Source organism: Myxococcus sp. AS-1-15, from assembly GCF_020037055.1.
In the GTDB taxonomy this organism is placed as follows: domain Bacteria; phylum Myxococcota; class Myxococcia; order Myxococcales; family Myxococcaceae; genus Myxococcus; species Myxococcus fulvus.
In genome coordinates, this window is sequence record NZ_JAIQDF010000004.1 from 44,200 (window position 1) to 67,696 (window position 23,497).

At 70.2% G+C, this 23,497-nt stretch carries 16 protein-coding genes; 7 read left to right on the forward strand and 9 right to left on the reverse strand.

The annotated features are described in order from the left end of the window. Window positions 1–21: 21 nt before the first annotated feature. Entirely contained in the window at window positions 22–4,944 is a 4,923-nt protein-coding gene (locus K8625_RS13320) for a myxosortase-dependent M36 family metallopeptidase (protein ID WP_223782934.1), read from the reverse strand. Between the two features lie 228 nt (window positions 4,945–5,172). Continuing rightward, window positions 5,173–5,913 (reverse strand): pyridoxal-phosphate dependent enzyme, encoded by a 741-nt coding sequence (locus K8625_RS13325; protein ID WP_194869010.1) that lies wholly within the window; start codon window positions 5,911–5,913, stop codon window positions 5,173–5,175. 230 nt (window positions 5,914–6,143) lie between these two features. Between K8625_RS13325 and K8625_RS13330 the strand changes: the two genes are divergently transcribed. The 3 genes from K8625_RS13330 (at window position 6,144) to K8625_RS13340 (ending at window position 9,608) form a co-directional block, all read left to right on the forward strand. Next, window positions 6,144–7,973 carry a HAMP domain-containing sensor histidine kinase gene (locus tag K8625_RS13330; RefSeq protein ID WP_223782935.1) on the forward strand — a complete coding sequence of 610 codons (1,830 nt, stop codon included), beginning with the start codon at window positions 6,144–6,146 and terminating at the stop codon, window positions 7,971–7,973. Next, entirely contained in the window at window positions 7,970–8,686 is a 717-nt protein-coding gene (locus K8625_RS13335) for a response regulator transcription factor (RefSeq protein ID WP_223746875.1), read from the forward strand. The genes K8625_RS13330 and K8625_RS13335 overlap by 4 nt, the downstream gene beginning before the upstream one ends. A gap of 166 nt (window positions 8,687–8,852) precedes the next feature. Next, window positions 8,853–9,608 carry an energy transducer TonB gene (locus tag K8625_RS13340; RefSeq protein WP_223782936.1) on the forward strand — a complete coding sequence of 252 codons (756 nt, stop codon included), beginning with the start codon at window positions 8,853–8,855 and terminating at the stop codon, window positions 9,606–9,608. A 15-nt stretch (window positions 9,609–9,623) separates the two neighbouring features. Here the strand turns inward: K8625_RS13340 and K8625_RS13345 are convergent, their stop codons facing one another. Beyond that, window positions 9,624–10,742, reverse strand: coding sequence for a tetratricopeptide repeat protein (locus tag K8625_RS13345; protein ID WP_223782937.1), 1,119 nt, complete (start codon window positions 10,740–10,742; stop codon window positions 9,624–9,626). Between the two features lie 220 nt (window positions 10,743–10,962). Here K8625_RS13345 and K8625_RS13350 point away from each other — a divergent pair, with 220 nt between their 5' ends. Beyond that, entirely contained in the window at window positions 10,963–12,450 is a 1,488-nt protein-coding gene (locus K8625_RS13350; RefSeq protein ID WP_223782938.1) for an NAD(P)/FAD-dependent oxidoreductase, read from the forward strand. A 10-nt stretch (window positions 12,451–12,460) separates the two neighbouring features. On the opposite strand, the gene K8625_RS13355 is transcribed toward K8625_RS13350, so the two are convergent. The 6 genes from K8625_RS13355 to K8625_RS13380 all read right to left on the reverse strand — a co-directional run bounded on the left by K8625_RS13355 (window position 12,461) and on the right by K8625_RS13380 (window position 20,266). Then, entirely contained in the window at window positions 12,461–13,615 is a 1,155-nt protein-coding gene (locus K8625_RS13355) for a hypothetical protein (protein WP_223782939.1), read from the reverse strand. Beyond that, the gene (locus tag K8625_RS13360) at window positions 13,612–15,504 is read right to left on the reverse strand and encodes a hybrid sensor histidine kinase/response regulator (protein ID WP_223782940.1); all 1,893 of its coding nucleotides are present in this window, start codon (window positions 15,502–15,504) and stop codon (window positions 13,612–13,614) included. The genes K8625_RS13355 and K8625_RS13360 overlap by 4 nt, the downstream gene beginning before the upstream one ends. A 94-nt stretch (window positions 15,505–15,598) precedes the next feature. After that, window positions 15,599–16,579, reverse strand: a complete 981-nt coding sequence (locus K8625_RS13365) for a TIGR02757 family protein (RefSeq protein WP_223746869.1) — start codon at window positions 16,577–16,579, stop codon at window positions 15,599–15,601. Between the two features lie 130 nt (window positions 16,580–16,709). After that, on the reverse strand, window positions 16,710–18,743 hold the full coding sequence (locus K8625_RS13370) for a M20/M25/M40 family metallo-hydrolase (RefSeq protein WP_223782941.1): 2,034 nt from the start codon (window positions 18,741–18,743) through the stop codon (window positions 16,710–16,712). 177 nt (window positions 18,744–18,920) lie between these two features. Continuing rightward, the gene (locus K8625_RS13375; RefSeq protein WP_223746923.1) at window positions 18,921–19,388 is read right to left on the reverse strand and encodes a molybdenum cofactor biosynthesis protein B; all 468 of its coding nucleotides are present in this window, start codon (window positions 19,386–19,388) and stop codon (window positions 18,921–18,923) included. A gap of 560 nt (window positions 19,389–19,948) precedes the next feature. Then, the gene (locus K8625_RS13380) at window positions 19,949–20,266 is read right to left on the reverse strand and encodes a Rieske 2Fe-2S domain-containing protein (protein ID WP_141329915.1); all 318 of its coding nucleotides are present in this window, start codon (window positions 20,264–20,266) and stop codon (window positions 19,949–19,951) included. Between the two features lie 78 nt (window positions 20,267–20,344). On the opposite strand from K8625_RS13380, the gene polX reads away from it, so the two are divergent. From polX to mrtX, 3 genes are read left to right on the forward strand one after another with little or no spacing between them, the layout of a single operon-like run. After that, the gene (gene polX, locus K8625_RS13385) at window positions 20,345–22,087 is read left to right on the forward strand and encodes a DNA polymerase/3'-5' exonuclease PolX (protein WP_223782942.1); all 1,743 of its coding nucleotides are present in this window, start codon (window positions 20,345–20,347) and stop codon (window positions 22,085–22,087) included. 19 nt (window positions 22,088–22,106) lie between these two features. After that, on the forward strand, window positions 22,107–22,730 hold the full coding sequence (locus K8625_RS13390; RefSeq protein ID WP_223746866.1) for a serine protease: 624 nt from the start codon (window positions 22,107–22,109) through the stop codon (window positions 22,728–22,730). Then, on the forward strand, window positions 22,727–23,455 hold the full coding sequence (gene mrtX / locus K8625_RS13395) for a myxosortase MrtX (protein WP_223782943.1): 729 nt from the start codon (window positions 22,727–22,729) through the stop codon (window positions 23,453–23,455). Before K8625_RS13390 ends, mrtX begins: the two co-directional genes overlap by 4 nt. Window positions 23,456–23,497: the final 42 nt, after the last annotated feature.

The window sequence follows — 23,497 nt, forward strand, 5'->3', positions numbered from 1 at the left end:
CGGGCCGGCGGGCTCATTTCGTTACTTGCGACGACGGCGCAGCGCGAGGCCCAACATGGCCAGGGCCGGCAGCAGCGCGCTGGTGGCGCTACCACCCGCCGCCGTGCAGCCGCCGCTGTCCGTCAGGTTGCGCACCGTCACCGCCACGTCCACCGTGTCGCTGTTGGCCACGCCGTCGTTCGCCCGGACGCGGAACAGGAAGATGGTCGTCTCGGAGACCTGGGGCGCCACGAAGTAGGCCTGGGCCTTGTCCGCGTCGTCCAGCTTCACCGTGGGACCGGCGACCTGCACCCAGCGGTACGTCAGCTCGTCACCATCGGCGTCCGTGCCCGTGGCCGTGAGCTTCACGCCCGAGCCCTCGTGCACCGTGTAGCTGGACGTCGCGCTCACCACCGGCTTGGTGTTGGTGCGCGTCACGGTGACCGTCACCGTGCTCGCAGCGCTGGCCTGCCCCGCGGCCGTGGCCACCAGGCTGAACGTCAGGTCGACGGAGTTGCCCGTCACGCTCGGCGCCGTGAAGGTCGCGGTGGCCGCGTCGGCCCCCGTGAGCGTCACGGACGGACCCGCCGTCTGGGTCCACGCGTAGGTGATGGTGTCGCCATCCTCGTCGGTGGCGCTGCCGTTCAGCGTCACCTGGCTGCCCTGGTTGACCGTCTGGTTCTCACCCGCGTTCGCCACGGGAGCACGGTCCACGTTGCGCACGGTGATGGTGAGGGTCGCCGGAGCGCTCGAGGCGATGCCGTCGCTGGCAACCAGGCGGAAGGTGAAGGCCGTGTCCGCCGTCACCTCGGGAGGCGTGAAGGTCGGCGTGGCGCTGGTGTCGTCATCCAGCTCCACCGCCGGGCCCGCCGTCTGCGTCCAGGCGAAGTCGAGCGGCTCGCCGTCGGCGTCCGTCGAACCCGTCGCGTCGAGCGTGACGCTGCCCGAGCGCTCGTCCACCGTCGTGGGGCCGTTGTCCTTCACGCGGGCCACCGCGATGGGCGCCGCGTTCACGTTGTTGACCAGGACCTGCACCACGCGCGGGTGGCTGGAGTCCGTGCCATCGCTCACCACGAGCTGGAACGTGAAGATGGTGGCCGCGGGAACCTCCGCCGTGAAGCTCGGGGTCGCCGTGTCAGCGCCCGTGAGCGTCACAGTGGGGCCGCCAATCTGGGTCCACGCGTACGTCAGCGTGTCGCCCGCTTCCGCATCCGGATCGAAGCTCGCGGAGCCGTTGAGCGTGATGACGCGCAGCGTGCGCGTCCCATTCGGGTTGACGACGTACTCCGTCACCGTCTGGGAGATGCCCGGCTCGGCGATGGGCGCCACGTTGCACGTCCCGGAGCCCGCCTCCGCGACGCGCGAGTAGAACGGCGTCGTGTTGGTGATGCCCGTGACGCGGATGTTCGCCACGTCCCAGCCATACGCGCCCACGAAGCCATCCGTGCCCAGGCGGAAGCGCAGCCGCACCTGGTGCCCGCCGAAGATGCGACCGAAGTTGGTCTGCGCCGGGATGAAGCTGGGGTAGTCCGAGCTCATGCGCACGTAACCCGGCCAGTCACCGATGTACGGGTTGCCCGCGTCGATGATGCCCTGGTTCGTGAGCCGCGCCCGCTCGGCCGCCGTCAGGTAGAGGTACCAGTTCTCCCACGGCCCCTCATCGACGGAGACCTCGATGACGCCCGCGTCGAAGTGCACCCACTGGCCCTGAATGACGGCGGACTCGAACGAGTGGCGGTGGAAGAAGGACAGCACGAAGTTCTGGCCCTGGGCGACGTCGAACAGCGGCGACGTCAGGCGGATGTCACGCGACTCCGACTCGTTCGCCGCGTGCCAGTAGCCCGTGGTCGCATGACCGTTCTGCCACAGCGGACGGGAGTTGAACGTGGAGTTCGTCCAGCTCGTGTTCTGCGTCTCGACGTAGTCCGTGTCCGAGGAGTTGGCGACCTCGTCGTAGTTCACGTTGGGGCGGAACTCGTGGACCGTCGCCCCGTTCAACAGGGTGATAGGGAACGTCACGTCCACGCCCAGGACCGCGAGCAAGCCGTTCGCCTGCGTCGGCGCCGCCGTCAGGGAGACGGGAATGGAGGCCACCGCGGTGCTGCCACGCGCGATGTTGCCGAACGTCAGCGTGTTGCCGCCACCGAACGTCGCCGCGACACCCTCGCTCGACTCGTTGAAGGCCGCCGTGGCCGTCACGCCCGAGACGCTCTCAGCGCCCACGTTGCGCAGCGTGACGCGCAGGATGCCCGTCTCACCGGCATCCAGGATGCCGTCCTTGTCGCAGCCCACGGAGGAGTCATCCAGCGTGACGCTCACGACCTCGAGCGCGTTGCCGGTCTGGTAGCTCTCCACCACGCCGATGTGGTCCGCGCTGTCGCGGTCCGCCACCCGGGCGCCGAAGCCGGCGCCGCGCTTGGCGAACGCCGCCACGAAGCGCTGGTAGTCGGCGGGGTCGGCCGCGGCGACGACGGACAGCAGCGCGTCACGACCCTCGAGGAAGGTCGGCGACGACGGGGTGGCCTTGTACGACGCCACCAGGTAGCGCTTCATGCGGTCCTGCGCCTCGCCGAACGGGTGCGCGTTGAGCAGGCTGGCGTAGCACTCCCACAGCATCGTGGCCCAGACCTCGCCGGCGTTGTGCACCTCGGCGTTGTTGGAGCCCGCGTAGTCGGGGTTCGACTTGACGTCGGCCGGAATCGCCGTGCCGTCCGCCATGTGGCGCAGCGTCAGGCCGTTCTTCGCCAGGTTCGTGCTGTACGGGACGCGGCGGATGCCCCAGTAATAGCCGTCGTTACGGCCACCGGCCTGGGTGTAGCCCGCCATGCCGTACGTGCCCTGCCAGTTGTTGTTGCCATTGCGGTCACGGTCCTCCTCGCGGACGGACAGCATCATCGCGTGGAAGTCGCCCCAGCCCTCGCCCATGGACCCGCCCTGGTTGTTCGTCAAGCCAGAGCCGTTCCCCACGAGGCGGTTGGAGATGTAGTGCCCCCACTCGTGCGCGATGATCTCGTTGTCGAGCGTACCGTCGCGATCCAGGTCCGCGTTGCGGCGCAGGCGGCCCTTGACGGCCGCCGACTCCAGCGCCGTACGCCAGGCATCGCCGTCCGGCTTGGACACCAGCAGCGAGGGGATGGTGATGGCATTGTCGACCGCCGGGACGCCGCTGGCGCCCATCGTGCCCAGCGCGGCCGTGGCGCTGTTGGTGATGATGACGGCCACGGCGCCCGCGTTCTGGGCGTTGAGGACCTTGAACGCGAAGCTGCAGTCACCGCGCTCGATGAGGGCGACCTTGCCCGTGAAGAGCTTCTGACCGCCGTACGGGTCCGCGCCGGTCCCGTCCGCGCAGCCCCGGCGGTAGCCCAAGGCAATCGCCGGATCCTCGTGAGACGGAGGCACGACGAAGTCCGCGGAGACGTCGTACACCCGCGTGCCGAACGACGCGTTGTACGTCAGGTAGCCCCGGGCGATGGGCGACGGCTCGGAGACGACGAGCTCCGCGACGCCATCGAAGATGTACTGCTGCATGCGGGGACGTGCGCCGTCGGCCGGGGTGGCCATGTTGGCGTTGTTGCGGCCGCCGAAGTCCTGCGCCTCGACGCGGAGGCTGTCGCCCTCCAGACCGCCGCGCCCGTAGTTGCTCATCTGGGCGTTGCCAGAGGCCTCGTCGAAGCCCGCGTCATAGAACCAGTCGTGCAGGAAGTTGGTGACGTAGAACAGGTTCACCACCGCCGCCTGCCGCTGCTCGACGCTGGACGCCGGGGACTTCGTGACGTCGAACGTGTAGTCGAACGTCCGCGAGCCCGCGTTGCTCAGGGGCGCCCGCAGGTCGATGCCCTCCTGGTAGCCGTCAGTGCCGCCCAGGTCCGCGTACGCGTCGACGTTGTTGCCCGTCGTCACCTGCGCGTTGGCCGGCAGCCACGGGTCGTTCTTGCTGAACGGGAAGTTCTGCAGGGTGACCAGGTTGGCCGGGTTGTCCAGCGGCTCCTGGTATCCGTCGGGCTCGCCCGTGGGGTGCGGCGTGGCGCCGCTGCCCTGGGGACCGTCGTAGGGCAGCTTGGTCGCCGGGTCCGCCCACACGCGGTAGGTGAAGGCCTCCGACTTCGTCAGGTCGTGCTTGAAGAGGACCGAGCCGTCCTGCGCGTTGACCACGAAGGCGACGTAGTTCGCGTCCGGGTTGCTCGCCAGGCCCGCGTTGATCTCCACGTAGTACGCGGGGACCAGGCCGTCCGGCAGCGGGAAGAGGACCTTCTTCGCGCGCGGCGCATCGCCAAAGCCGTGCGTGGAGAGCAGGTTGCGGTCCACCGAATAGTGGCTGTAGTCGCCCTGCGAGCCCGCAGGCGCCAGCGCCCGGGCATCCAGCGACGCGCCCGTCACGTCCTGGAACGCGCGCGCAATCGCCTGCGGCGCGGAGACGCGGAAGGCCGAGGCCTGGGCGTTCTTCTCGTCATCCTTGTTGCGCGGCTGGAGGTAGCCGGAGATGGCCACGAGCTGCTGGCTCGGGTCCATCACCACCTTGACCTCGTTGCGGAACACCTCGATGCCGTTGACCCGACGACCGTAGGTCGCGATGACCGCGCCGTCGTTGTCCTTGGGCAGGTGCACCTGGCGCAGCTCCGCGCCATCCACATCCGCGGAGCCCAGGCGGTACAGGTCCGCCACGCCGCGCAGGTGCTCGCGCGCCGAGGCGTTCACGCTCGCCTTGGTCAGGGGACGCGCGGCCTTCGGGGCCGACGTCGCGTTCAGGGCGCGCTCGCTGAAGACGAACGTCGGGACGCCCAGGCGGCCTTCCACGCTGTTGATGCGCAGCCCGCGCTGGGGTGCGTTCGCCGCGGACGAAGGCAGGGAGCGATCCGCCGGGGAGCGGAGGAAGGCATCGACCGAGGCCCCTCGCGCGGAGACCGACGGGGACCACATCAGCACGGCGAGCACGGCGCTCACTGTGCCCATCCAGAGACGCTTCATGAACGACAACCTCTTTCGGGGGTTTGAGGAGGAGGGCCCCTCGCCGTCGGACGCCTGCTCGGCTGGGGCGTCCAGAGGTTATTTACTATTTTGTTATGAACACAATAGGCCCCCCTGAACTCACTCCCTCAGGGTGCCAGCAAACCCAGGATAGACGCTAAGCCTGACGGCCAATGCCAGGAATTCACGTCTAGGATTATTCCCAGACGCGAATCCGGGCGCGCGGCGTCACCCGAACGGTGGCCGGGCGTTGTGGCCGATGACGAGCATCTCCTCCGGGTGCGTCTCCGCGCGAGCATACGTCAGAAGCGCGGCGAGGCTATCGGAGTGCTTGGGGGCGGCCGTCTCCAGCACCACCTCCTCGCGGTGGGGATGGAACAGGTCCTCCTTGCCCAGGTTCTGCTCCTGCCACCGGCGCCAGCCCGGCAGCGACGAGCCCTTCGCGGGCTGGAGGCCCACCACCTCATAGCCCTGGGGTGTGAAGGCGCGGTGCAGGCCCACCAGCGTGGCGCCGGTGCCGAAGCCGCACACCACCCGCCGCACGGAGGGGAAGGCGTCCCGGACGAAGTCGCGCAGCTCGCCCGCCCAGCCCTCCACGCACCCCACGAGGGCGCCATTGGAGAGCTGCCGGGGCCAGCACCACCCCTGACGCTCGTAGCCCAGGGCCACCTCCCAGGCCTCGGACAGCCGGCGCACGGTGCGCACCTCGCCGCCGAAGCCCTGGTCCCTCAGGTACGCGGCGCCGGCCGTGTCGGTGAGCGCGAGCACGGGCAGCCCCCGCTCGCGGCCCAGCGCGTCGAGCGCGAGCGAGGACGAGGAGCCGGACAGCTCCACGAGTCCACACGCACCCTCCGGCACCGTCTCCAGGTAGCGGGAGAAGGTGAGGTACTTCAGACCACCGGAGGGAAGCTCTCCCCCCCACAGCACCACCGGCCCTTCGGGGGACAGCCGTGACAGGGGAAAGTGCATGGGCGGACCTCCCTCCATTGAGTGAGGGCCCCGCGTGGACTCCTCGGGCCCACGACGCAAGCTCGGCACCCTCTTGCATTGTCGGCCAGTCCCCTCCCCTCGCGGCTGTCATCCCGTGGACCGCGAGCCCGGCCGTCCGCCCGCCAGGGACACTGGCCCTGTCCCCAGGGGTGATGTGAAAGCGCTCCGGAAGCCAGGGGCTGTGCGATAGTGGCCCGCAGCGAAAACACATGCTGCGCCGGCTCCTCCCCACCCTCGTGGCCCTGGGCTGTGGGCTCCTCGCCCTCGGTTGGGGGCTGGTGAGCCTCCAGCGCATCTTCACGCGCGAGCGTGAGGACGCGCACGCGCAGGTGCGCTCGCGCCGGGACGCGCTGGCGCACGCCGCCACGGAGTCGCTGCGCCAGGTGCTCGCGCGGCAGTTGGAGGAGCAGGTCTCCGCCATCCACGCCGCCGTGGACAACCCGCTCGCGCCGGGCGAGGGCTTCTACCTCCAGTTCCGCGGCCACCAGTTCCTCCCCCGCCTCACCCGTCCCCTGCCCGGCCACGACATGCCCGCGCGCGCGCTGTACGAGACGCTCGCGGACCAGCTGCGGGACGGCGCCACGCCCGGCCCGTGGGAGGCGCGCCTGGCCCGGCTGCGCGCGGCCGAGTCCGCGCTCCGGGAGGGCAGCCCCGCGCGAGCCACGGCGATGGTGGAGGAGCTCTTGCGCTACCACGCCAACCACGCGCTGCCCGCGGACCAGGAGCTGCCGTTCCTGCTGCTGGCGGTGGAGCACCTGCAGCAGGGGGCCCGCTCCACGCCGCTGGTGCGCTCGCTGCTTCGCGAGGGGCTGCCGGAGGAGTTCGGCGGCATCGGCCGAGGCGCGGGGCTGCAGCGGGACCTGCTGCGCGAGCGCTCGCGCTTCACGCAGGCGGACTTCGACTTCCTGCAGGCGCGCATCCTCCTGTTGAGCAGCGCCCTGGGCGAGCCCATGGGGGACTTCCTTGAGCGCTCGAGAGAGACGGGCGCGGGCGCGCTGGTGATGCCCGAGCAGTTGGTGGAGCCCACGCTGCTGGGCCAGCAGTGGTACGTGGAGCCCCGGGGCGAGGTCGTCTACGGCATCGCGGTGGACATCGCCGCGCAGTTGGTCCCCATCGCCGAGGACATGCGGGCGCGCGGCCTGTTCGGCAACGGCGGTCAGGTGCGGCTGGTGGGCGACCGCCCGGCGATTCCGGTTCGCGAGCTGCCCGTGCGCGTGGACCTGCCCGAGTGGTCCCGCGCGGAGGTGGACATCGAGGCCCGCTACGGCCTGAAGACGCTGCTGGTGGCGGTGTGCGGCGTGCTGGCCGCGGCCATCGTCGCGCTCGCCGTCGTGTCTCAGCAGCGCAAGTACCGCTTCCTCGAGCTCAAGAGCGACTTCGTCGCCACCGTGTCGCACGAGCTGCGCACGCCCCTGGCCTCCATCCGGCTGATGGGTGAGACGCTGGAGCGCAGGCTGGCGCACGCGCCCGAGGTGCGCGACTACCCGACGCGCATCGTCCAGGCCGCGGACGGGTTGCACTTCCTGGTGGAGAACATCCTGTCGTTCAACCGCATCGACAAGGGGCGCTGGACGCTGCGCCCCTCGCGGGTGCGACTGGAGGAGCTGGTCAACCCGCTGCGCGATGACCTGGCCGCGGCCACCTCCACACCGGTGGAGCTGACCACGGACCTGAACGACGCGGAGCTGGAGGCGGACCCCACGCTCCTGCGACTGCTCTTCTCCAACCTGGGCCGCAACGCGTGTGCGTACAACCAACGCACGCCGGTGCGCCTGTCGGTGAGCGCCCGGGTGATTGAAGGCCACGGCTGCACGGTGCTCTTCCGCGACAACGGCGTGGGCATCCCGGATTATGAATGGGAGAACGTCTTCCAGGACTTCTATCGGTTGACGCCTCCCGGACAGGATGTCCACGGTAGCGGCCTGGGACTGGCGCTCTGCCGCAAAATCATGAAGCTGCACCACGGCGACATCCAGGTGGCCTCGTCCACGCCCGAGGGCACCACGTTCGCGCTGACCTTTCACGAGCCGCGTCGATGACCACCACCTCCACACCCTCCACCACCCGTCCCACCATCCTCATCGTCGAGGACGACGCCCACCTGCGCGTGGGCCTGCGGGACAACCTGCTGGACGAGGGCTACGTCGTCTCCGAGGCCCCGAGCGCGCGAGACGCGGAGCCGCTCCTGCGCGAGCGCGAGTTCGACCTGCTCATCCTGGACGTCATGCTCCCGGGCGAGGACGGCTACAGCTTCTGCCGGCGCCTGCGGGCGCAAGGGGTGAAGAGCCTGGTGATGATGCTCACCGCGCGCTCGCTCGAGGACGACATCGTCCGCGGGTTCGAGGCGGGGGCACAGGACTACCTCACCAAGCCCTACCGGTTGAGGGAGCTGCTCGCGCGGGTGGGCGCGCTGGTGCGCCGTGCGGGCACGGCCCCGGCGCAGGTGACGACGTTCGGCGGGTACTCGCTGGACCTGGGACGCCGCACGGTGACGAAGCCGGATGGCACGGGCGTGGAGCTGACGCGCACGGAGTTCGACCTGCTCGCCTACCTCCTGCGCCACCGCGAGCGCGCGCTGCCCCGGGGAGAAATCCTGGACGCGGTGTGGGGCCGTGACGTGGTGGTGGACCCGCGCACGGTGGACAACTTCGTCTCCAGTCTGAAGAAGAAGCTCGGGTGGACGAGCGCCTCCGGTTTCAGCATCCACACGCTGCGCGGTGTGGGGTACCGGATGGAGGTCTCGTCACCATGACGCAACCATGACCAACAGATGGACGGCCCTTCGCCATCGCCCACCCGGGACTTCGTAGTTTGAATCCTGCGTGGACGGGGCGCTCCGAAGCCAAGACGCCCACGCCGGAGAGACGCCGCATGGCGTGGTGGACCTCCGGGAGCGCCCATCGGGGAGGAGGCCTTCCATGTTCAAGTCGGTCATCGAGCGGCAGCGAGCTGGACGTCTGGGTGCTGGGATGGGGTGGTCCGTCGCCGTGCACGCGGCGCTCTTCGGCGCGGTCCTGGTCATCTCCGCGCGGCCCGCCGAAGTGCCGCCCGAGCCGGATCCGGATCTCGTCATGAAGTTCATGGCGCGTCCGCAGGTGGCCAAGGGCTACGCGGCGCCGGCGCAGCCCAAGACGCAGGCCCCGCCGCCCAAGACGCGCAAGCCCAAGCGCGACACCTTCCCCACGCAGATCAACCCGATGCCGGTGGACCCCAAGCCCGTCGACGTGGAGCCGGAGCCGGTGGCGAACGCGCCGGACACGGGTGACACCGAGCCCACGGGCGTCCCGGGCGGTCATCCGGAGGGAGACCCGAACAGCACGGTCATCGGGTTGCCCTTCGTCCCCGGCTTGCCTCCGGGCGGAGTCGGCGAGGGCACCGGTGAGGACGTCATCCCGTTCGGCGGAGGCATGACGCCGCCGGTGCTCATGGGTGGCCAGCCGCTCGACTACACGGAGCAGGCCCGCATGGCGCGCGTGGAAGGCACGGTCATCGCCAAGTGCGTCATCACCCGCGAGGGCGACGTGCGCGACTGCCGCATCATCAAGGGCATGGCGCACATGGATGAGCACGTCACGGAGGCGCTGCACACCCGGCGCTACAGCCCCGTGAAGTTCCAGGGCAAGGCCGTGAGCGTCTCCTACGTGTTCACGCTCCGCTTCAAGCTGCCGCGCTAGTCACGCGACGGGGCCTCACAGGTCGTAGTTGCCCACCGATGACGCCGGCACCAGCACGTGCTTGAGCACGTAGGTCTTGAGGCGCTGGCGCATGTCGTCATCGAGGGTGAGCACGACCTGGGGGTGCACCCGGGCCCCCACCTCGAAGAGCACGGCCTGCATCAACAGGCCCTCCTCGGTGATGCGGGACAGCCGCTCCAGCGTGGGGTCCGAGCGTTCCGTCTCGCCCTTCTTCTTCTGGTTCTCGTGGACGAGCAGCGCCGAGCCCAGGCACTCCATCTCCTCGAGCGACGTGAAGTGCTCCTTCGTGGTGCCCGTCATCTCCTGGCGGTGTGACGGCTCTCCCAGCCACAGCGCCTTGCAGTTGGCGAAGGCGAACCACGCCGGGTCGTGGTCGGGGTCGAACTGGATGGAGATCTCCTCGCCGTCCCGCTCCGCGTAGCCACGAGGGACGATGACGTCCTCGCGCACCACCAGCCCCAGGCCCGCGTTGGCGCGGAAGAACTGGCGGATGACAGGGTAGCGAGGGTTGAGCACCAGGCACCACGCCCACGACTCCAGGGCCTCCTCGAAGCGTCCGAGCCGCGCGAGCGCGTTGCCCAGGAAGAACCACGAGCGGTGGTCATTCGGGTTGAGGCGCGTGGCCTGCTGGTAGTGCCCCAGCGCCGTGGCCGAGTCGCCCGCGAAGTACGCCGCGTCGCCGCGGAAGTTCCACGCGAAATAGCACTGCGGGCACACGCTCGTGGCCTTCTCGTACAGCTTCCCCGCCTCCTCGTAGCGCTTGGCCTGGAAGTGCGGCTCGGCCTCGTCGAGCAGCGCTCGCGCCTCGGGGCTCTCGGGCCACTCGACGATGACGCGCTCGCCGCCCTGCTCCACCACGCGCGGCGCCTCGAGCGCCTGCACGCGCTGCGGCCACAGCTGGTCCGCCCAGCCACCCGGCGGCGAGTCCTTCCCGTCGATGCGATACGTCACCGGCGAGTCCTCGATGCGCTTGATGATTTCGGCGGGATTGAGGAACGGAGGCCGCTTCGAGGGCTCCGGTGCGGCGGCGGCCTTGGGCTCCGGGTTGCTCATGGGGGCGGAGGCGCAACCGGCCACGAGCACGAGGCAGAGGACGGCGAGGAGGCGGTGCACGGGAGCCCTTTCAGTGAGCAGTCGACAACAGTCTACGCCCTCCCCGCTCCAGCCTCCTGGCTCCGGCCTCGAATCGAAACGATTTCTCCGCACGAATTCCACGACCCGGCCCGGGCGAGTCGAGGCGCACACCATTGTCGGGAGCTCCACCCTTGTGACGAAAGAGTCGCCCCCCTGGCGTGGACCCGTTAGGAGGTCCGCCCCTGGACTCGACCTGGAGATGTCGGACTTGGATTACGACGTGGTGGTGGTGGGCGCGGGTTTCGGAGGGCTGGCCACGGCGCTGGAGCTGACCCGGCGAGGTGCTCGCGTGGCCCTGTGCGAATCGCTCAGCTATCCCGGCGGCTGCGCCAGCACGTTTCGCCGCGGTGGCTTCGCGTTCGAGTCGGGCGCGACGTTGTTCTCTGGCTTCGAACCCCATCAGCTCTTCGGTCGCTGGATTCGCGAGCACGCGCTTGACGTGACGGTGGACTGGCTGGACCCCGTGGTGGAGCTGCGCACGCCCGGGCTGCGGTTGCCGGTGACACGAGACCGGGCCCGCTTCATCGAGTCCCTGTGCGCCCTGCCGGAAGCGCCCGCACCCGCGATTCGTCGCCTGTTCGACCTCCAGTCCCAGGTGGCCGGCGCGCTCTGGGCCATGTTCGATGACCCGGACCTGCTGCCACCCTTCGACCTTCGCGCGCTCTTCCGTCACGCCGCGCGGCTCCATCGTTATGCCCCGCTGGCGCGGTGGCTCGGGCGTCCGCTCGGAGCGGTGCTGGAGCACCTCGGCCTCTCGCGCTTCACTCCGCTGCGGACCTACCTGGATGCCCTCTGTCAGATCACCGTGCAGTGCTCGGCCGCGGAAGCGGAGACACCGTTCGCGCTCGCGGCGATGGACTACTACTGGCGAGGCACGGGCCACGTCCGGGGCGGCATCGGACAGCTCGCGTGGGCCCTGGCCCGAGCGATGGAGGCCCGCGGTGGAACGCTGATGCTGGCGAACCGCGTGAAAGGCCTGTCCCGTCAGCCAGGACACTGGCAGGTCGATACCCGTCGAGGCGTGCTCCGGGCCCGACACGTGGTGGCCAATCTGCTGCCGGGAGGACTGATGCGCCTCGCGGGCCTGTCACCCGAGCGCGTCGGCTCGATGCGTGTGTTGTCGGAGCGTGTCGCCGAGGGCTGGGGCGCGGCGATGCTCTATCTCGTCATCAAGGCGCCCGACGCGGTGTCACGCGAGGCGAGCCACCTGGAGCTCGTGCGTGACGAGCAGGCTCCGTTCATCGAGGGCAACCACGTCTTCATGTCCATCAGCGGCGAGGAGGACACGGGCCGTGCACCCGAGGGACATCGCACGGTGACGACGTCCACGCATGTGCCCCTGCGCAAGCTGGGGGCGATGTCCACCGAGGAGCAGGGGCGCTACATCGCGGACATCCAGACACGCATGCGCGAGTCGCTGGAGCAACTCGCGCCCGAGTGGATGCCCCACGTCACCAAGGTCCTCCCGGCCTCCCCGCGCACCTTCCAACGCTTCACCCAGCGGGAGTCCGGTGCGGTGGGCGGCGTCCCCCGTCGCGCGGGCCTGAGCCACTACCGACAGCTGGGCCCGCTGCGTGTCATGGAGGGCCTCTGGCTGGTGGGCGACTCGGCGTTCCCCGGACAGAGCACCCTGGCCACGGCGGTGGGCGGCGTGCGCACGGCGGCGAGCGTCGCGAGCGAGAGCTGAGCCGCCCCCCTCACTCGTCCAGCAGGCTCGCCCAGAAGCCAACCATCCGCACCATGTCCGCCGCGCCCGCCTTCTTGTCCACCTCCGCGTGGCTGATGAGCGGCGTGGAGAGCTGATGGACCTCCGTATACGGCCGCAGCGCCTGGGCCAGCAGCACCGACTCCATGGACGGAATCACCGTGTCGCCCGCGCCATGCAGCAGATAGACGGGCGAGGCCGGCGCGGGTGAGCGTGCCGGAGACATCGACGGGTCCGCGGCGAACTCGCGCACCAGCGGCAGCAACAACGGCCCCAGCGCCGCCACGTTCCGAAGATTCACATAGCCCATCAGCTTCGACGCCGGCTCGGGCATCCGTGTCTCCAGCACCCGTGCGTGCGCGAACGTCTCCTCCGCCAGCTTGCGGTCCGTCTGCGTCTGGTGCGAGGCCCGCAGGAACGTGCGGATACCCTCGCGCAGCGGCTCCACCTGCTCGGGAGGCACCAACCGGTCCGCCACGTTGAGGAGGATGATGACCACGCCATAGTCATGCGGCGTCAGGTGCGAGCCATCGGGGAGCTGACCGCTGCACAGGAAGGTCAGCACCCGGGGCAGGTCACCATGGCCTCCGAACGAGAGCGTGGAGGCCACCTTGTCCCGGAGCGCGGGCCGTCCCGCTGCGACCACGGAGAGCCCGCCCGAGAAGCTGATGCCGAACAGGTCCACCTTCCCGCCCGGCGCCAGGTCCTCGCGGCCGCTCACCCACAGGGCCGCGTCCTCGATGGTGTCCGGAAGGCGCGGAGTGATTTCGTAGCGCAGCAGGTCCGGCGGCTCGGGCGAGAGCACCACCTGCCCACCCCGGGCCAGGTCCTCCGCCAGCTTCACCAGGCGCGGCTCGTCGATGCCATCCGCGTGCACACCCGAGGTCAGCACCACCGTGCGCCCTCGCACCTCGCGCGGTCGATACAGCCGCGCGCGGACCTCGCCATGCCGGGTGGGGACCCGCAGCTCGCTCTTCTCGAACGGAGCGTTGCGAAACCCCGCCACCGCCTCCGGCACGGCGCCCTGCATCCCGGCGGCGCGCACCACGAAGGACAACCCACGAAGCCAGTCGGCGCCCACGAACACCAGGGCCCCGAGCATCGCCACCAGGCCGATGCCCACCCACCGCCAGGTCTTGCGCTTCATGGGAACAGGTGCTCCACGAAGGTGCACAGGCGCTCGCGCTCGAAGGGCTTCTCCAAGAGCCCTCGCGAGTGGCGCCCCACGAACTCCCGCGCCTGCGCGGTGAAGGCCCCACCCGTCATCAGCCCGGTGCGCAGCACCAGCTCCGGCGCCAGCCGCTCCAGCTCCACCACGAAGTCCATTCCGCTCATGCCCGGCATCATCAGGTCACACAGGATGGCATCGAATCGCTCGCCGGTGGACAACCGTCTCAGCGCCTCGCGCGCGTCCTGCACCGCGTGCACCTCGTACACGTCCCGCACCAGCCGGCTCACCGAGTTGCCCACGGACGGCTCGTCGTCGATGAGCAGCAGCCTCTTGCGCATGGCCAGCGGCACCACGTTGCCCAGCACCGGGGACTCCGGCGCGGCGACGGTGCCCACCGCGAGCGCGGGCAGCACCACGCGGAAGGTGCTCCCCCACCCCTGCGCGCTGCTCACCTCGATGCGCCCGCCCATCGCCTGCACCAGCGTGAGGCAGATGGACAACCCCAGCCCCGTGCCCTCCCCCACCGGCCTCGTGGTGAAGAACGGGTCGAAGATGCGGCGTTGCACCTCCGGCGCCATGCCGTGCCCGTTGTCGCTGACCTCCAGCTCCACCTGGCCCGCGCGCCCGGTGCGCAGGCTGACGCGCACGCGGTTCTCCTCGGCCGGCCGCTCGGGCAACGACTGGAGCGCGTTGACCAGCAGGTTGAGCACCACCTGCCCCAACCGCACCTCGTTGCCGTGCACGGGCGGCACGCGCTCCAGGGTGCACACCATGCGCGCGCGGTGCGTCAGCTCGTTGCGCACCAGCCGCAGCGCGCCCTCCACCGCCCGCACCACGTCCACCGGTCCGTGTCGCTCCTCGTCGCCTCGGGCGAAGGTGCGCAGGTCCCGGACGATGGCGCAGACGCGGCCCGCGCCGTCGAGCGCCTCCGCCACCACCTCTCGCAGCTCCGGCAGCTGCTCGGCGGACAGCTCCGGCAGCGCGAGCAGATCCCTCACGTACGCGAGATTGGAGCTGACATAGGCCAGCGGGTTGTTGATTTCGTGCGCCACGCCCGCGGCCAGCGTGCCCACCGACGCCATCCGCTCGGCGAGCAGCAGCTGCGACTCCAGGCGCTTCTGGTCCGTGATGTCCCGGATGATGCAGACGAGGAAGGCCTCCCCGGCGCCGTCGAACCCGGCCTTCTTCGTCACCAGGACGCGGGCCAGCCCCGTCCTGTCGGTGAGCGTCTCCTCGCTCTCGTCGGGGCCCCCCGTGAGGAAGACCCGCTCGTCGTTGCGCCAGAAGCTGTCGGCCTCGTGCGCGGCGACGAACTCGTGGTCGGAGCGCCCCAGCAGCGCCTCCGCCGGATGTCCCATGACGCGGCAGAAGGCCTGGTTGACCGCCACCCAGCGGTGCTGCCGGTCCTTGACGAAGAGCGGCTCCGGCACCGCGTCCAGCGCGCTGCGCAGGAACGTGTTGGCGCGGCGCAGGGCCCGGACATCATGCGCCTCCGTGTCCGAGGCCAGCCGTCGACGCAGCGCCACCACCCGCGCGCCCCAGCCCGAGCCCCCCGAGGCCACGCACTCGTCAGCGCCCGCCTCCGCCAGCGCCTCGGTCTGCGCATCGTCCCGCGAGGTGAGCACCACCAGGTGCGTGCGGGCCACCACGCGCAGCGCATGCAGGCGGCGCACGTCCTCGAGCAGGGCGTCCAGCGGCCCTCCCGCATCCCACGCCACCAGCAGCCCCTCCTCCACCGGAGCGGCGATGACATCGGCCCCCGTCACGCTCAACACATGGCAGGACGGGCTCGCCCCCGACGCGCGCAGGCCGCGCTCCACCGCTTCCACCACCGCCGCAGGCACCGACACCAGTGTCGCGAGCACCGCATCACGCTCCTCGGCCCGGGCAGGCCCTGATGTCCCCGTGGAATTCACACGCAGACACCCGGCCGGATTGCAGCGTTCCCTCATGCAGGAATCAACGACGTTCCCTTCCGGACATTGCGCGGCCCTTGAGCCGCGAGGCACTGGGGACCCGTCGGGTCGCCCCCGCCACCACGTCCGGCCCGACATGGCAGGCAGGCAGCAGCGGGCACCGCTCGCAGTTCTCCGGGAGCGGCCGGGCCGGACACGCGCCACTCATTCCATAGTGGCAGAGCGCGAAGTCGTAGCGGACGGGGTCGGCCGCATCCAACGCCCGCAGCGACGCCGTCACCTCCTCCGCCGTCCGCCACGTCAGGTCCGTGCGACGCGTCAGGCCCAGGTGTCCGGCGATGCGGCCGATGTGCGTGTCCAACGGAATCAGCAGCGCCGAAGCGGGCACACGCTTCCAGATGCCGAAGTCCACCGTGTCCGGTCCGCGCACCATCCACCGCAGGAACAGGTTCAACCGCTTGGCCGCGCCCGGCCCCAGCGGCGAGGGCAACAGGTGGTGAAGCCCCCGCTCGGGTCCCATCGCCTCGCGCAGGGGCTCCATGGGGAGGCGGCGCAGCGCGGTGGTGAAGGCGCTCAAGCCGCCGTGCAGCGAGCCCTCGGCCGCAAGTCCCCTCACGAACAGCGACTCCAGGCTGCCGTGCTCCCGCAGCGCCTGGCCCATGCCGAGCAGCAGCACCGCCAAATCAGTGCCCACGTTGAAGCGGTACACGAAGCCCGTCAGCAGGGCCTTGGCGCCAGCGACGTCCAGCTTCCGCACGAAGTCCGCGGGCGACGGGCCCATCCGCTTCAGGAGCGAGTCCACCTTGGGACGGAACAGGTCCGCGCGCCCGTAGGCCAGACAGGCGGCGAGCAGCGCGGAGACCTCGATGTCGCGGGCGTCCTGGTAGCGGTGGGGGAACTCCACCGGGTCGAACCCGATGCGGGCGCGGGCATCCGTGGAAGCCAGCACGGCGTCGAGCCGGGGGCGCAGGTGCTGCACTGCCCGAGGGCTCAGGCCAGGGTGCGTCTTCGAGCGGCGTGTCACGTCGGGGCTCCCAAATGTTCCTGGAACGGCGGCCCGCCGCCCACGCTTCCCGAGCCCACATGGGGCCCGGGAGTCCCGCGCCTCCTCCAGCGAATCAGGAGGAGGCACGGGAGGGCATCCTACGACACGGCTACGGGCTGACGGCGAACACGATGTCGTCGTGGTCGTCGTAGGCGCCCGCATAGCACGGCGTGGCGCTGCCCTGCTTGCGGAAGCGCGCGCGCACGACCTGGTTGGCGCCGGCCGGCAGCGTGAAGGTGGCCGACAGCGTGTGCTGACCGCCCGCCGGAGGCGCCAGCGTGGTGATCTTCGTCCACACCGGGTTGCTGGCGTCGGGCGCGTGGTACAGGTCCAGCTTGTCCGGGCGCGCGGCCAGGGCCCACACGGTGGCCTCGATGAGCACCGTCTCACCGGCGGCGAAGGGGTTGCCGCTCACGGTGGACACCTTGATGCGGTCGTTCGACTCATCAAAGTGGAAGGTGCCGTTGATGCCGTCGGCGCACGAGTTGTTGACGGTGTTGGGGCCGTTCGCCTCGGGCCCCAGGCTCGCGCGGCCGACGAGCAGCGTCGTGGAGTCACACACGTTGGACACGTTGGCGCAGCGCGGGACGCGCAGCACCGGGTCGTAGATGGCGTTGCCGGAGGAGTTGCTGGTGGTCACCGTGACGGGGGCGCTGTCGGTGGTGTTGCCGATGAGGTCATAGGCCCGGGCGACGACGGCGTGGCTGCCATTGGCGATGACGGCGGTGTTCCACGCGATGGAGTACGGGGACGTGGTCGCAGTGCCGACGACGGCGCCGTCCACCAGGAACTCCACGCGGCTGATGCCCTGGTTGTCCTGCGCGTTGGCGCTGGCGGTGACGGTGCCGGACACGGTGGTGCCCGCCGACGGAGCGGTGAGCGACACGGTGGGCGCCACGGGGTCGGACAGCGTGGCGGTGCCCTTGGCGAGCTCGACCATGTACGCGCCGGCGACCTTGGCGAACTTGAGCGCGTGGTTCGCGTTGTTGCCGCTCACCGCGAGGGTGTCGTTCGCGGTGTGGATGGTGCTGTTGTGCTGCCCCATCATCGCCTCGAACGGGATGGAGGCCGCGAAGCCCGCCGCGTTCCAGGACGCGTGGTCCGAGCAGCCGTAGCCACACGCCGAGGTGGCCTGCTGCACGCCGGCGACATAGGTGGAGATCAGGCTGCCGATGAACGCGTTCTGCGCCGCGTTGGTGAAGTCCGTCATCAGCACGACGTCGGCCACGGAGCCCTTGTAGTTCGTCATGTCGAGCTGGAGGACGCCGACGACCTTGTCGCCCTCGTTCTTGGCCTTGTCGGCGATCTCCTTGGAGCCGCGCAGGCCCACCTCCTCGGCGGCGTAGGCCATGAACTTCACCGTGCGCAGCGGCTGGTAGTTGGAGGCCATGGCCACGCGGATGACCTCGGACAACGTCGAGATGCCGGACGCGTTGTCATCCGCGCCGGGAGCCGCGGAGCCCGACAGGTTGGTGGAGTCCAGGTGGCCACCCAGGACGACGATCTCCTCGTCTCCCGCCGGCACCTGCTGCGTGCCCTGGATGGTCAGGATGACGGACGGCTGAGCCCACAACGCGTGGGTGAAGAGCTCCACGGTGACGTCGCCGCCGGTCTGCGCGCGCGCTCCGGCATAGCCCGCCCACAGGTCCCGCACCCACGTGGCGGCGGCCACGCCATGGGTGGACGTGTAGTAACGCGTGGGGAACTGCGTCGAGAGGTGCTCGATGTTGGCGTGGATGTTCGTCGCGGCCATGCCGCCGATGAGCGTGTTGACCACCGGGGCCTTGTCCAGCGAGTACGTCACCGCCAGCGAGGGGGCCAGCGCGGGCGCACCTTCGATGGCCAGCTCCGCGAGCGCGTCCGCTTCCGTCTCGTGGTAGAGGAAGCCGCCACAGCGCTTGAGCTTCTCGTGCATCACCTCGGAGACGAGGTCGATGCGCGACTCGGGCAGCTTCATCGCGACGACGTCGCCCTGGCGCCCCGCGAGCGCCGGAACCCGCTCTCCGGCCACGATGAACGCGGCGTTCACCTCCGTGACGGCATCCGCGCCGAGGGTGATCCACACCTCGCGCTCCGGCGCCTTCGCGTACGCCGAGACACAGCCAAGCATCAACGCCAACGAACCCAGTCGTTTCATATGCATGGGGCTCCTCCTCTCCGGGAGGGTCAACTTTGAAGGGACGACCAACGGGACCTATTCGCGACAGAGCAGCGAATTCCGTATACTCTGCGTAAACATTTCCCGTGGGTCAATCCTCAAGCCCCTGGCAATAAGGGAAAGCCGCAATAACTCTCGCGCGATGAAAAAACCGCGCGTTCGTTACCGGGTCAGCTCCCGAACGGCGTGGCCCAGTTCGGGGAGGATGAGCGCCTCCAGCGCGAGCCGTACGGCCTGCGGCGAGCCCGGCAGGGCGAAGATCATCATTCCCTGATACGTGCCGGCGGTCGCGCGCGACATCATGGCCGGGCTGCCAATCTGCTTGTACGAGAGCATGCGGAACAGCTCACCGAAGCCGGGGAGCTCCTTCTCGAACAGACCTCGCAGCGTCTCCACCGTGGTGTCGCGCCGACCGATGCCGGTGCCCCCGGTGAAGAGGATGGCCCGGGCGCCCACCGACTGGGCCTCCGCCACCGCCTGCCGGATGGCCTCCGGGTCGTCCTTCACGACGACGTAGCCGGCGACGCCGTGGCCCGCGGACTCGAGGCCCTCGCGCAGCACCCTGCCGCTCGCGTCACGTGAGGCATCGCGGCTGTCGGAGCACGTCACCACGAAGGTGCTGACGTGCACCGGCGCACGCGACTTGTGCTCGTGCGAGACGCTTGCCGCACCGTGCTCGTGTCCGTGGCCGTGGGCATGAGCGTGCCCATCCTCGTGGCCGTGGCCGTGGCCGTGCTCGTGGCCGTGGCCGTGGCCGTGGCCATGCTCGTGGCCGTGGCCGTGGTCATGAGCGTGCTCATGCTCGTGGCCGTGGCGGTGTTCGTGGTCATGACCGTGGCCGTGGCCGTGGCCGTGGCCGTGGGCATGAGCGTGCCCATGCTCGTGGCCGTGGTCATGAGCGTGCTCATGCTCGTGGCCGTGGCGGTGTTCGTGGTCATGACCGTGGCCGTGCTCATGCGAGTGCCCGTGGTCATGCGCGTGCGCGGCGTCATGACCGTGTCGGTGGTCATGCGCGTGCTCGTGCTCATGCGCGTGCTCGTGCTCATGCGCGTGTTCGTGGGAATGCACCACGCCATCCTCATGGGTGTGGGGATGTTCGTGGTGGTGCTCGTGCCGATGCGAGGGCGGCGCGCCACCGTGGTCATGGTCGTCGTGTGCCATGAGGAGGAGACTCCGGTGCCGGAGGCACGTCAGGTGTTGTCGGGAAGCTCGACGACGAGGGCGCCGTCCTGGACCTCGACGCTCACTGTCGGCTGGTCGTCACACACCCCGGGCGAGGTCTCGTTCCGCCCCGTGTCCATGTCGAAGCCGACCTCATGGCACGGGCAGACGACCATGTTGTCCTCGATGCGTCCGCCCGACAGCAGACAGCCCGCGTGGTTGCACCAGTCATCAAGGCCCTTGTAACGGCCGTGAATCTTCGCGATGCAGACATTGCGCTTGCCGACTTCGTAGCCGCGCATTTCCCTCTCGGCGAAGTCCGCCGGTCCGAGCTTGATCTTCGTCATCGCCGCCCTTTTCCCACAACGAGAAGCAAGCTGCACCCCCGTTCCCCGGGCATTACCTTCTTCCAGGTGACCTCTGACGTGACCCCGCCCATCGTCGACAAAGCCACCGTTGCCCAGGTCCTCCGGGACATCTCCCTGCTGCTCCAGCTCCAGGGCGAGAACGGCTTCCGCTCCCGTGCCTACGACATGGGGGCCGACCGCATCCTCGGCCTCACCCAGGAGCTGGGCCCCCTCGTCGCCGAGGGCCGCCTGGAGAGCCTGCCGGGCATCGGCCCCGCGCTCGCCGAGAAGATCACCGAGCTGGTGACCACCGGACGGATGACCTACTTCGAGGAGCTGCGGGCGAAGTTCCCTCCGGGACTCCTGGAGCTGATGAAGCTGCCGGACATCGGCCCGCGCAAGGTCGCCACCCTCTGGAAGGAGCTGGGCATCGGCGGCGTCGAGGCGCTGGAGCAGGCCTGCCGCGAGGGGCGCGTGAAGCAGCTCAAGGGCTTCGGCGAGAAGAGCCAGGCGAAGATCCTCGAGGGCATCACCCTGTATCGCCGCGCCCGCGGCGAGCGGAAGCTGCTGGGCGACGTGCTCCCCATCGCCGAGGGCCTGCTGGAGCGCGTACGCGCCTCCCCCGGGGTCATCCGCGCCAGCCTGGGCGGCAGCGTGCGCCGCCGCGCCGAGACGGTGGCGGACGTGGACATCATCGCCTCCGCCGCGGACCCCGGCCCCGTGCTGGACGCGCTCGCCACCTCCCCCGGCGTGGCCACCGTGATTGGCAAGGGCGACAGCAAGTGCTCCGTTCGCATGGAGGCCGGCGACCTCCAGGTGGACCTGCGCGTGCTCCCCGACGAGGACTTCGCCACCGCCCTGCACCACTTCACCGGCTCCAAGGCCCACCACATCCGCCTGCGCAACCTGGGCCACGAGCGCGGCATGAAGATCTCCGAGTGGGGCGTGCACCGCGACGACGGCACCAAGCTGCCCGTCGCGGACGAGGCCGCGCTCTACGCGCTGCTCGACATGCAGTTCGTCCCGCCGGAGCTGCGCGAGGACAACGGCGAGGTGGAGGCCGCGCGCGCGGGCAAGCTGCCCACCGACCTGGTGACGATGGAGGACCTGCAGGGCGCCGTGCACGCCCACTCCACCTGGTCCGACGGCCGCAACACGCTCGAGGAGATGGCGCTCGCCGCCAAGGCCCTGGGGCTGAAGTACCTCACGATCACCGAGCACAGCGAGGCGGCCATCTACGCGGGCGGCCTCAAGGTGGAGGCGCTCGAGCGCCAGTGGGAGGAGATCGACCGCGTCAACGCCGCCGTCCCCGGCATGCGCCTGCTCAAGGGCATCGAGGTGGACATCCTCGAGTCCGGCGCGCTCGACTACGACGACAAGGTACTCGAGAAGCTGGAGGTGGTCATCGCCTCCATCCACGTGCGCCACTCCATGGACGAGGACCAGATGACGAAGCGGGTCCTCACCGCGCTGGACAACCCGCACCTGCACATCCTCGGGCACCCCACCGGCCGGCTGCTCCAGAGCCGCGAGCCCTATCCCCTGCGCATGGACGAGGTGCTCGAGCACGCCGCCCGGCGCGGCGTCGCGGTGGAGATCAACGGCAAGCCCGCGCGGCTGGACATCAAGGCCGAGTATGTCCGCAAGGCGGTGCAGTTGGGCGTGAAGCTGGTGGTGAGCTGCGACGCACACCGCCGCGAGGACCTGGCCAACCTGGCCTTCGGGGTCGCCACCGCCCGGCGGGGCTGGGCCCGCAAGCAGGACGTGCTCAACACCCAGAGCGCCGAGCGCTTCCTCACCGCGCTGCGCGCCGGGCGGTGATAGGCTGCCTGGCGCGCCGATGTCCCGCCTGTCCCCGCTCGTCCTCTCACTGTGTCTCCTCGCCCTGCCCGCCGTCGCGGCGGACAAGGCGCGCCCCTCGCGCGCGGACCTCCAGCGCGTGCTGGAGCAGCACACCCGCTCCGTGGTGAAGGTCACCGGCCCCCAGCGCACCGGCCACGGCGTCATCGTGGGTGCCGCCGGACAGGTGCTCACCTCCGTGGAGCCCGTGGGCGAGGAGTATGTCGGCCTCCAGGTCGCCACCGTGGAGCACGCGGGCCAGGCCCTGCCGGCGCGCGTCCTGCTCGCCAACGGCGCGCTGAAGGTCGCCGTCGTCGCGGCGCCGGATGGCGCGTACCCCGCGGTGGCGGTGCGGCTTCTCAAGGACGGCGACAGCCTGGAGGGACGCTGGGTGGTGGGCGTGGTGCCCGGCACCCGGGGCCGTCCCGCGAAGCCGACGGCGGCCCAGGTCTCCCGCGCGACGGCGCCCTTCTATGACGTGCCCCTCGCCCTTCCTCCCGGCAGCCCCGTGTTCGACGGGGACGGCAGGCTGGTGGCGGTGGTGGTGCAGCGCACCCGGCGCGGCTGCAGGGTGCTGCCCATGGGCGAGGTGAAGGTGACGCTCGCCTCCGCGGACGGACCATGACCCAGCAGTCGGTGGCGACTCCCTGGCGCCCCAGCGCCGTGCAGGAAGCCGTGGGCCTGTGGGCCCTGGGCTTCGCGGGCATCATCGCCTCGTTCCTCGCCTTCGGCGGCACCAGCATCCCCAAGCTGGTGGCCACGGTGGGCTTCCTCTACCTGCCCCTCATCCCCATGCGCTGGCGGGACGAGGACTACCGCGACTACGGCCTGTCCGCCCGCGCGTGGCGCGAAGACCTGGTGTTGTTCCTCAAGGTCTCCGCGCTGGTGGGCCCGCTGTTCTTCCTCGCGTTCGCCGGCTTCGTGGAGCTGCTGCCCCACCTGCCCGAGTCACTCGCGCGACACCTCACGCCCCTGGGCGGCGAGGTCCACTTCCGCCTCCGGCTGCCGCCGCGCTTCGGCGAGTGGGTGGTGGATCAGCTCTTCGTCGTGGCCCTGCCCGAGGAGTTCTTCTACCGGGGGTATCTGCAGGCGCGCCTGCGCGACGCCTGGCCCCAGGGCCGCAAGTTCCTCGGCGCCCGGCTGGGGCCCGCCTTCTGGGTGACCGCCCTGCTCTTCGCCCTGGGCCACCTGGCCATCTTCCAGACCTGGCGGATGTCGGTCTTCTTCCCCGCCCTGCTGTTCGGCTGGATGCGCGAGCGCACCGGCACCGTCGTCGGCGCCGCCCTCTTCCACGCCGCCTGCAACCTCTTCGTGCGCGTGCTCGAGGCGTCCTTCTTCGGCGGGCCCTGATCCACCCCGAAGCCCCGGAAGAGCGCCTTTCCATGCCGGTGA